Source organism: Paraburkholderia sp. BL17N1 (assembly GCF_003634175.1).
Lineage (GTDB): Bacteria > Pseudomonadota > Gammaproteobacteria > Burkholderiales > Burkholderiaceae > Paraburkholderia.
The window spans coordinates 1,616,446-1,627,411 of sequence record NZ_RBIW01000002.1 but is presented as its reverse complement, the minus strand read 5'-3'; the positions used below and the strand labels follow the sequence as shown (position 1 = coordinate 1,627,411).

The window sequence follows — 10,966 nt, the reverse complement described above, 5'->3', positions numbered from 1 at the left end:
GCGGTGAAGCGAGCGCGCGGCGTGCGAAATCTTCGCGCCGCGCGCTCGTTGCATGAAGACCCACGATCGCGTTCAACAATCAGAACAAGGAAGGGGAATCATGTCGCATGCAATGCCCGACCGGCTTCTGCCCGGTTCGCCCTATCCGCTCGGCGCTAGCTGGGATGGCCTCGGCGTCAACTTTGCGGTGTTCTCGGCGAACGCGCAAAAAATCGAGCTTTGCCTGTTCGACCCCACGGGCCGCAAGGAAATCCGCCGCTACACGCTGCCCGAATGCACCGACGAAGTCTGGCACGGCTATCTGCCCAACGCGCATCCGGGCACCGCCTATGGGTTTCGCGCGCATGGGCCGTATCAGCCGCAGCATGGGCATCGCTTCAACCCGCACAAGCTGCTGCTCGATCCGTACGCCCGCAAACTGGTCGGCCAGTTTCGCTGGTCGGATGCGCTGTTCGGTTATCGCGTGCACTCGAATCGCGCGGACCTTTCGATCGACCGGCGCGATTCGGCGCCGGCCATGCCGAAGTGCGTGGTGATCGACGAAGCGTTCGACTGGTCGCACGACAAACGCCCGAACGTGCCGTGGGGCGAAACCATCGTCTACGAGACGCATGTGCGCGGTGCCTCGATGTTGCGCGCCGATTTGCGTCAGCATGAACGCGGCACGTTCGCGGCACTGGCTTCGCCGGAGTTCATCGAACATATGGTGAAGCTCGGCGTGACCGCGATCGAACTGCTGCCCGTGCATGCGTTTCTCAACGACCGCTTCCTGGTGGAGCGCGGCCTGCGCAACTACTGGGGTTACAACACGGCGGCTTTTTTCGCGCCGGAGCCATCGTATCTGAGTACGCACCGGCTCGACGAAATGCGCATCGCCGTGCGTCAGCTGCACGCGGCCGGCATCGAAGTGATTCTCGACGTGGTCTACAACCACACCTGCGAAGGCAACGAGATGGGGCCGACGGTCTCATGGCGCGGCCTCGACAACGCCAGCTATTACCGCTTGATTCCCGGCGACGAACGTCACCATATCAACGACACAGGCTGTGGCAATACCGTGAATCTGCCGCACCCGCGTGTACTGCAAATGGTGATGGATTCGCTGCGCTACTGGTCGACGGCGTTCAATATCGACGGCTTCCGTTTCGATCTCGGCGTCACGCTCGGCCGTGAGCAGCACGGTTTCGATCCCGGCTCCGGTTTCTTCGACGCGTTGCGTCAAGACCCGATCCTGTCGCAACGCAAACTGATTTCCGAGCCGTGGGACATCGGTCCTGGCGGTTATCAGCTCGGCAATCATCCGCCAGGCTTCAGCGAATGGAACGACCGTTTCCGCGACACCGTGCGGCGTTTCTGGCGCGGCGACGCCGGTTTGCGGCCCGACCTTGCCGCGCGCCTGACCGGCTCGGCGGACCTCTTCAACCGGCGGGCGAGGAAGCCGTGGGCATCGGTCAATTTTGTCACCTCGCATGACGGTTTTACGTTGGCCGACGTCACCTCTTACGAGCAGAAGCACAACGATGCCAATCGCGAAGGCAACAACGACGGCCACAATGAAAATTGCAGCCGCAACTGGGGCGTTGAAGGACCGACCGACGACCCCGCGATTCTCGCCACCCGCAAACGTGTCGCGCGCTCGCTGATCACCACGCTGCTGATGGCGCTCGGCACGCCAATGGTGCTGGCCGGCGACGAATCGCTGCGCACGCAGAACGGCAACAACAACGCGTATTGCCAGGATAACGAAATTTCATGGATCGACTGGGAACGCGCGGATTCGCCGGACGGGCGGCAGATGACCGCGTTCGTCGCGCGCGTGATCGCGCTGCGCAAGCAACATCCGCTGCTGCGCGAAACGCGTTTTCTGTTCGGCGATCGTGAAGTATTGCCGGGCCTGTTCGATGTCGGCTGGTTCGACGAACACGGCGACCCGCTCACCATTGAGGCCTGGCAGGATCCCGAAGGCCGAGCGTTCACGCTGCGCCGCGCGGGTCCAGGCTTAAACGGCGAAACAGAAGTATTGTTGATGATGCTTAACGCCAACGAGGAAACACAGCGTTTTACACCGCCCGCACCGCACCTGGAATGGCACGTGCTGTTAGACACTGCGGAGCCGGAGAGCGCGCCGCATCGGCTGGCGGCGGCGGAGGTCGAAGTGGCCGCGCACAGCCTCGTGATGCTGGCCGCGCAGCCAGTGGGCGACGCCGATTGGCAAGCGGGCTGGAAGGCCGGTGCGCAGCATGGGCCACGGCTTCTGACGGCGCTGCCGCCCGATCCGGGTGCGCATCCGCCCAGTAGCGATACGTCGCCGACCACTTAGGCGGCGGCGCCGCGACCCGACAGCATGCGGGCTGCGTTATTACGCGTTGTCGTCGTACGCGTTGTGCGAGTGTCTCAGGCAGCGCCTGCGAGCGACGTGTAACACGCGGCTCGAAAGCAAAAACTGAATGGTGATGAATCATGTCCGAAAGTCCGATTGATCCTCATGCGCATCATCACGCGCATTGTTTGCCGTTCGGCGCGCAGCTGCTAGGCGCGACGGGCGCGAAGCCGCGCACGCGGTTTCGCTTCTGGGCGCCTTCCTGTCAACACGTCCAGGTGGAAATCGAAAACGGCCCCGCGCAAGGCGTGCACGATATGACGCCCGCCGGCAACGGCTGGTTCGAAGCGAGCGTCGACAGCGGCGCGGGCACGCTCTACCGCTTCAGGCTGGATGGCGAGCACGCGGTGCCCGATCCGGCGTCGCGTTTTCAGCCGCAAGACGTGCATGGGCCGAGCGAAGTCATCGATCCGCGCGCGTACCGTTGGGAACATACGAACTGGCACGGCCGGCCTTGGGAAGAAACGGTGTTGTACGAGTTGCACGTCGGCGCAATGGGCGGTTATGCGGGCGTGCAAAAGCGGCTGCCGGAACTCGCCGCGCTCGGCGTTACCGCCATCGAATTGATGCCGTTGAACGACTTTCCCGGCAAGCACAATTGGGGCTATGACGGCGTGTTGCCGTATGCGCCCGATTCCGCTTACGGCCGCCCCGAAGAGTTGAAAGCGTTGATCGACGCCGCGCATGGTCTCGGCCTGATGGTGTTTCTCGACGTGGTCTACAACCACTTCGGCCCGGACGGCAATTATCTGCATGAATACGCGCGTTCTTTTTTCCGCGAAGGTACGCATACACCGTGGGGCCCGGCGATCGATTTCGAGCGCAACGAAGTGAGCGACTTCTTCACGGATAACGCCGTCTACTGGATCAACGAATATCGGCTCGACGGGCTGCGTTTCGACGCCGTGCACGCCATCGACAACCACGCGTGGCTGCGCGAATTATCCGACCATATCCGCGCCAAAGTGCAGCACGGCCGGCACGTGCATCTGGTGCTGGAAAACGAGCACAACAGCGCGAGCCTGCTGGAAACGCATTTCGACGCGCAATGGAACGACGACGCGCACAATACCTTGCACGTGCTGCTGACCGGCGAAACTGAAGGCTATTACCACGCGTACGAAGACCAGCCGATCCGGCGTCTTGCGCGCGTGCTGTCGGAAGGCTTTGCGTATCAGGGTGACCCGTCGCCGATTCACGACGGCAAGCCGCGTGGCGAAGCGAGCGGTCATTTGCCGCCCACGTCGTTCGTGATGTTCCTGCAGAACCACGATCAGATCGGCAACCGCGCGTTCGGCGAGCGTCTGCGCAAGCTGACCACGGACGATGCCTTGCGCGCCGCCACCGGCCTGCTGCTGCTGTCGCCGCAAATCCCGCTGCTTTTCATGGACGAGGAATACGGCTCGACGCAACCGTTCCTGTTTTTCACCGACTACAGCGGCGATCTCGCCGACGCGGTCCGCGAAGGACGCCGCCGCGAATTCGCGCGCTTTTCTTCGTTCAGCGACGAGAAACGCCGCGCCCAGATTCCCGATCCGAACGACGTCAAGACGTTCGAGGCCTCATCGCCGCCGGCGTCGCACGAAGCGGCGAAGCAGGGCAGCGATGAAGCGAAAGACCGGCTCGAGTGGATACACTTCTACAAGTCCGCACTTGCCGTGCGCGCCAAGCTGATCACGCCGCGCCTGCAACACAGCAAGTCGTGCGGCGCGACCGTGCTGACCGCGGCGAATGGCGGCGACGCCAATGCCCTAATCGCGCGCTGGAAACTCTGCGACGGGGAGACGTTATCGGTTGCGCTGAACCTCTCGAAAGAGAGCGTGGCGTGCACTGAGATTCCCGCCGGCAAGGTGATTTTCGAAACCCCGCCGCGCGCGCGCGAACAGGTCGAAGTCAACGTGTTGCCGCCGCATGCGTTCGTCGCATGGTTGACGGGCGACGTCTGCGGCTACGCCATCGGCCACGATGCTCGCGTTGCGGGACAACAGGAGCGCCACGCGTGACTACCCGACGCCCTCACGACACGATCGTCACTCTTGCCTCGCGCGCCGGCTTCGAGGTGGAGTGGCAGGATGCGCACCATACGACGCAGCGTGTGCCTGAAAGCACACTTACCGTATTGCTCGAACGGATGGGACTGCCGTGCGGCAACGCAACGGAAATCCGCCACAGCGCCGCCGCACTGGAAGCCGAATTGTCGGGCCGCAAACTGCCGCCGCTGATGACCGCAGAAGTCGGACGCGGCATCGCCTTGCCCATTGCGGCGATCAAATCCGGCAGCCACTATCGGATCGAACTGGAAAGCGGCTCGATCATCGACGGCCGGTTTACCGCGCCCAAAGGCGAAGAAGCCTTACTCGCACCAATCGACGAAGCGGGCTATCACACGCTCGTGATCCACGAACAACGCATCACGCTGGCGGTGGCGCCGCCGCGCTGCTACACGGTGGCCGACGCTTGGCGCACGCTGGACGACGACGCAGGCAGCGATGACATGCCCGCGCCGCCGCTTTGGAGCATCGCCGCGCAGTTGTACGGCTTGCGCCGTACAGGCGACGGCGGCATCGGCGATTATTCGGCGCTCGCGCAAATCGCTGTGGAAAGCGCGAAGCGTGGCGCGCACGCGCTCGCCGTCAGTCCGACGCATGCGATGTTCAGCGCGGAACCGGAGCGCTTCAGCCCGTATTCGCCGTCGTCGCGTTTGTGGCTGAACGTCACGCATATCGATCCCGCCGCCGTGTTCGGCGCGGACGCGGCCCACGCCGCGCTCGAAGCCGCCCAGGCTGGCGACGCATGGTCGAAACTCGAACGTTTGCCGCTGATCGACTGGCCGAACGCGGTCGTGCTGAAGCTGAAGGTCTTGCGCGCGCTGTACGAGCAATTCTGCGAACACGAACGCGCGCAAAACACGCCGCGCGCGCTGGAGTTTCACGGCTTCTGCGAACGCGCCGGACGCGCGCTCGAAGACCACGCGCGTTTCGAAGCGTTGCAGGCGGCGCAACTCTCGCAAGAGGGCGGCAATGGACATTGGCGCAACTGGCCCGAGGCATTGCGTGATCCGCGCAGCCCGGAGGTCGAAGCCTTCGCCGAGAGCAACCGTCACGAGGTCGATTTCCATCTGTTCCTGCAATGGCTGGCCGCCAAGGGTTTGTCGCACGCGCAACATGCGGCGCGCGATGCCGGCATGGCCGTCGGCCTGATCGCCGATCTCGCGGTGGGCTGCGATAGCGCCGGCAGTCATGCGTGGTCGTATCGCGACGACATGCTGCAAGGCGTATCGGTCGGCGCGCCGCCAGATCTGTTCAACCAGGCCGGCCAGGCATGGGGACTCACTACGTTCTCGCCGCGCGCCATGCGCACGCAGGGCTTCTCCGCGTTCATCGACATGTTGCGCGCGGCGTTCGCGCACGCCGGCGGCATCCGCATCGATCACATTCTCGGCTTGCGGCGGCTGTGGCTTGTGCCGGAAGGCGAAAGCGCGCGTAACGGCGCGTACCTGCGCTACCCGCTCGAAGACTTGCTACGGCTGATCGCGCTCGAATCGTGGCGGCATCGCGCGATCGTGATCGGCGAAGATCTCGGCACGGTGCCGCCGGGTTTTCGCGAGCGGCTCGAGGAGCACGGCATTGCCGGCATTCGCGTGCTGTGGTTCGAAGGCGCGCACGACGGCAAAGGATTCAAGCCGCCTTCGGCTTGGGACCGCAATGCGGTCGGCACCACGACCACGCACGATCTGCCGACAGTCGCCGGTTGGTGGCGCGGCAGCGACATCACTTGGCGCAACAAGATCGGCCAGACGATGGCGCGCGCCGACGGCCGCGATCCCGAAGAAGCCGCCCAGGAAGAGCGCGCGAAAGATCGCGCCGAGCTGTGGCGAGCTTTCCAACTAGCGGGCGTGGCCGCGCCTGATGTGCCCGCGCCGCCGCCCGACCGCGCGCCCGTGGACGAAGCGCTCGCCTTCGTTGCCGCGACGCCCGGCCCGTTGGTGACATTTCCGCTCGAGGATTTGCTCGCGCAAGTCGAGCAGCCGAATCTGCCCGGCTCGATCGACGAACATCCGAACTGGCGCCGCCGCGTGAGCGTGCCGATCGACGAACTATTCGAAGACGACACATTCTGCGACCGGCTGCTCGCGGTCGATCGCGCGCGCCGCGCCGCAACCGCCCCGGTTCCTTCTTCCAATGCTTCTTCGGAGCCTGATACGCCATGACCGTCCCGCGCTCCACGCTTCGCCTCCAGTTTCATCGAGGCTTTACCTTCGACGATGCCGCCAAGCACGTCGACTACTTCGCCGCGCTCGGCATCAGCCACGTGTACGCGTCGCCCATTACGACGGCCGAGCCGGGCTCGATGCACGGCTACGACACCGTCGACTACACCCAGGTCAGCGCCGAATGCGGCGGCGAGGCGGGTTTGAAACGCCTCGTCGACAAACTGCGCGCGCACAACATGGGGCTGATCATCGACACGGTGCCCAACCATATGGGCGTCGGCGGATCGAGCAACGCGTGGTGGCTCGATATTCTCGAATGGGGCCGTCACAGCGCCTATGCGCGCCATTTCGACGTGGACTGGCATTCGCCCGATCCCGCCTTGCGCGGCAAGGTGCTGCTGCCCACGCTCGGCGCGGCGTACGGCGAGGAACTCGCGGCGGGCCGCATCGCGCTGCATTTCGCGGCCGACATTGGGCGTTTTTACATCGGCTACGGCCCGCACGTGTTTCCGGTCTGCCCGACCGATTACGCGTCGATCCTGCAAAGCGCCGACCGCTCCGATCTCAACGCGCTCGCCGAGCGCTTCCATGGACTCACGACGCAGCCCAACGATCATGCGCGCGCCGCCGAAGGTCGCGACATGTTGCGCGAATTCGTCGCGCAAAACGGCGACTCGGCGATCGAGATCGCGCTGCAGGCCTATTCTCCAGACGACCCCGTGACGCGGGACCGTCTGCATCGGCTGATCGAGCGGCAACACTTTCGCCTGGCGTGGTGGCGCACCGCGTCCGATGAGGTGAACTGGCGGCGCTTCTTCGACATCTCGACGCTCGCCGGCGTGCGCGTGGAACGGCCCGAAGTGTTCGAGGCGGTGCATGCGCTGCCCTTCCGTCTGTACCAGGAAGGCGTGGTGGACGGCCTGCGTATCGATCACGTCGACGGCCTCGCGGAGCCGCGTGAATACTGTCAGCGTTTGCGGCAGCGTCTAACGGAACTGCGTGACACCACGCCGTATGTGGTGGTCGAGAAGATTCTCGGACGCGGCGAACCGTTGCGTGACGATTGGCCGGTGGACGGCACGACCGGCTACGATTTCATGAGCGACGTGGGCGCGCTGCTGCACGATCCGGCCGGCGCCGAACCGCTCGCGCAAACGTGGACCGAACTGACCGGCCGCAGCCCGCGTTTTGGCGACGAAGCGCTGGTCGCGCGCCGCAAGATTCTCGCGGAAAATCTCTCGGCGGAACTCGACCGCGCGGCCCGCGCGCTGCATCGCATTGCACGCGATTCGCTCGCCACGCGCGACTTTACTTTCACGACGCTGCGGCGAGTGCTGACCGAACTGGTCGTGCATTTCCCGGTGTATCGAATCTATCCGCAGAACGGCCTGCGCAGCGCGACGGATAACGTCTATTTCGACCAGGCTTTGGAGGGCGCTCGCCAAACCCTTTCGCGCGCGGACCTCGTCGCGCTCAATCGTGTGAACGCGTGGCTCGGCGGCAGCGCCGAAGATCCGCCGTCCGGCCGCGGCGGCGCGGCACCGCAAGGTCAGAACGGTGCACCGCCGAGCCATGCCGGTTCCGCGCGACGCACCGCGCAGACGTTGTTTTCGCAGTTGACCGCGCCCGTCGCCGCGAAGGCGGTCGAGGATACGGCGTGCTATCGCTATGGCCGACTGTTGTCGCGCAACGAGGTCGGCTCGGACCCGGGCGAGTTCGCGTTGTCGGTCGAAGCGTTTCATGCGGCGAATCTGGAGCGCTCGCAGCGCTTCCCTCACGCGATGCTCGCGACCGCCACGCACGATCACAAACGTGGCGAAGACGTGCGCGCGCGGCTTGCCGTGTTGAGCGAGATCGCGCGCGACTGGAGCGCGACGTTGCGCGCGTGGTCCACATTGAATGCGCCGCATCGGCGCGCGCTCGACGGCAATTCCGTCAGCAGCGTCGGCCAGGACATGAGCTACGACTGGGCGCCCGGCCCCGCCGCCGAAGCGATGCTCTATCAAACGCTGGTGGGCTGCTGGCCCCCGGATCTGCGACCCGACGACGAAGCCGGCGTAAAGGAGCTAGCCGAGCGCGTCGCGCAATGGCAGTTGAAGGCGCTGCGCGAGGCCAAGCTGCAAACCAACTGGCTCGCACCCGACGAAGCATACGAGGCCGCCTGTCGCGATTTCCTGTTCGACATCCTCGCGCCGCAGCGGCGCGACGGCTTCCTGAAGGAGTTGTCCGCGTTCGTCGCGCGAATCGGGCGTGCCGGTGCGCTCAATAGTTTGCAGCAGACGGTTCTGCGGCTGGCATCGCCTGGGATTCCCGATCTTTATCAGGGCACCGAGTTGTGGGACTTCAGTCTGGTCGATCCGGACAATCGCCGGCCCGTCGATTTCGCCAAACGCGAGGCGTGGCTCGTGCAAACGCCGCCGTCGGAATTCCTGCCGGGCTGGCGCGATGGACGAGTGAAGCTCGCGGTGGTGCAGCGCGTGCTCGCGTTGCGAGCGCATTTGCCGGAATTGCTGAGTCAGAGCGAGTATCTGCCGCTTGCGGTGCGCGGTAAGCACGCGTCGAGTGTGATCGCGTTTGCGCGGCGGCATGGCAATGCGTGGGCCGTGGTGGTGGCGAGCCGGCTCGCGGCTGGATTGCTCGGCGAGGAAAGTGACTTGCCGATGGTCGAGCCGGCCAAATGGGAAGACACCGCGCTGGAGATGCCGCGGGATTTGTCCGCGAGAGCGCTATTCGACTGGTTGAGTCCCGCTGCGCCGAAGGTCGATGAAAACGGTCTGCTGTATCTGCGCGATGCGCTGGGTGCAATGCCGGTCGCAGTGCTGGTGGAGGATGGTGTGCCGCGCGGGTGATCTTGCGGCTTTTGCAGGTGAAGGCGGTTGGAGCGTATGTGCTTCAGCCGCCTTTTTGTTTCAGGTGTCCGTCGGCGAGGTGGCCGCACGGCTTGATCGAGGCTAGCGCCGCGCCGCCTAAAGCAGCGCTATCGCGCCTCAACCGCCTTCGTCGTCGAAGGTTTTCGGATAAACCCGCACGAGCACGATACGCGGCCCTTTCATTTTCTTGACCACGACGTCGAAGCGGTCGAACTCGACTCTCTGCCCTTCGCTAGGCAAATCGTTCAGCGCCTGAATCACGAGGCCGCCGACCGATTCGGCCTTGCCTTCGTCAATGTCGATTCCCAACGCGCGTTCCAGCGACACCACCGGCAAGCTGCCCTTGCCCATCAAGGTGCCGTCGTCCATGCGCGTCCAGTCGGCGTCGCCTTGACGGAACTCGTCGTGGATCTGGCCCACCAGCGCGCCGAGCAGATTGTCGAGCGTCAGGAAACCGATCGGCTTCTCCCGCTTATGGCCGACCAGCGCGAAATGCGGCGCGCCCTTGCGGAAGCGGCGAAACAGTTCGAGCGCGGGCATTTCCGGCGTGACGTATTGCACCGGCCGTGCGTATTTGGAGAGATCCTCAAGTGTGCTGCCCGCATGACGGGCCAACAGCAAGTCCTTCAAGTGGATCATGCCGGCCACGCGTTCGCCGGACGCGTCTTCGAACAGCGGATAACGGCTAAAGCGATGCCGCGCCACCACCTGCATGTTTTCGCGCAACGGCAAATCGCGGCGCAAGCCGATCATTTCGTAGGCCGGACGCATGAGGTCCGACACGGTCATGCGCGAAAAATCGAGCGAGTGCGCGATCGTGTTCCACTCGTCCTGACTGTAGGCGCCGTCCGTCGAGCCCAGTTCCGTGGCGACGTTGGCGCGGCGGCCGCGCAGGATCAGCTTGAGTTCGTCGGTGGAATAGTGCGAGTCGTGGCCATGATCGGCGTCGAGGCCGGCCAGTTTGAGCACGGCGTTGGCGCTCGTGTTGAGCACCCAGATTGCCGGATACATGGCCCAGTAAAAGCCATAGAGCGGCGTGGCGGCCCAGAGCGAAACTTTTTCCGCCTCGCGGATCGCCAGCGACTTCGGCGCCAGTTCGCCCACCACGATGTGCAGGAACGAAATGCACGAGAACGCGAAGAACAGCGAAATGCCGTGGATCAGCTTCTCCGACTCCACGCCGAGCAGGCTGAAGACCGGAGTGAGCAACTCCGCGAACGCGGGCTCGCCGATCCAGCCGAGCCCGAGCGATGCCAGCGTGATGCCGAGTTGGCAGGCGGACAGATAGGCGTCGAGGCGCCCGTGCACTTTGGCCAGCAGACGCCCACGCATGCCATGTTTGGCAGCGAGGCTTTGAACGCGTGTCTGCCGCAGTTTGACCAGACCGAATTCAGCGGCAACAAAGAAGCCGTTGAGGGCAACGAGAAACAACGCACCGATAAGGGCGACAACCTGGATCAAAGCGAAAGGCTCCGGCAACAAAAGTTGTCAGTATAGAGGGTG

At 64.3% G+C, this 10,966-nt stretch carries 5 protein-coding genes; 4 read left to right on the top strand and 1 reads right to left on the bottom strand.

Annotated features, from left to right (window positions below; translation table 11 throughout):
• The first annotated feature begins 100 nt into the window (after positions 1 to 100).
• The 4 genes from glgX (at position 101) to treY (ending at position 9,442) form a co-directional block, all read left to right on the top strand.
• A complete protein-coding gene (glgX, locus tag B0G82_RS27225) occupies positions 101 to 2,320 on the top strand; it encodes a glycogen debranching protein GlgX (protein WP_121309649.1) in 2,220 nt (739 codons plus the stop codon).
• 140 nt (positions 2,321 to 2,460) lie between these two features.
• Positions 2,461 to 4,383 (top strand): malto-oligosyltrehalose trehalohydrolase, encoded by a 1,923-nt coding sequence (treZ, locus tag B0G82_RS27220; RefSeq protein ID WP_121309648.1) that lies wholly within the window; start codon positions 2,461 to 2,463, stop codon positions 4,381 to 4,383.
• Positions 4,380 to 6,590 carry a 4-alpha-glucanotransferase gene (gene malQ / locus B0G82_RS27215; protein WP_121309647.1) on the top strand — a complete coding sequence of 737 codons (2,211 nt, stop codon included), beginning with the start codon at positions 4,380 to 4,382 and terminating at the stop codon, positions 6,588 to 6,590. Before treZ ends, malQ begins: the two co-directional genes overlap by 4 nt.
• Entirely contained in the window at positions 6,587 to 9,442 is a 2,856-nt protein-coding gene (gene treY, locus B0G82_RS27210; RefSeq protein WP_121309646.1) for a malto-oligosyltrehalose synthase, read from the top strand. The genes malQ and treY overlap by 4 nt, the downstream gene beginning before the upstream one ends.
• Positions 9,443 to 9,580: 138 nt before the next feature.
• Here the strand turns inward: treY and B0G82_RS27205 are convergent, their stop codons facing one another.
• Positions 9,581 to 10,924: a hemolysin family protein gene (locus B0G82_RS27205; RefSeq protein ID WP_116123870.1), complete on the bottom strand. Its 1,344-nt coding sequence runs from the start codon at positions 10,922 to 10,924 to the stop codon at positions 9,581 to 9,583.
• Positions 10,925 to 10,966 lie beyond the last annotated feature (42 nt).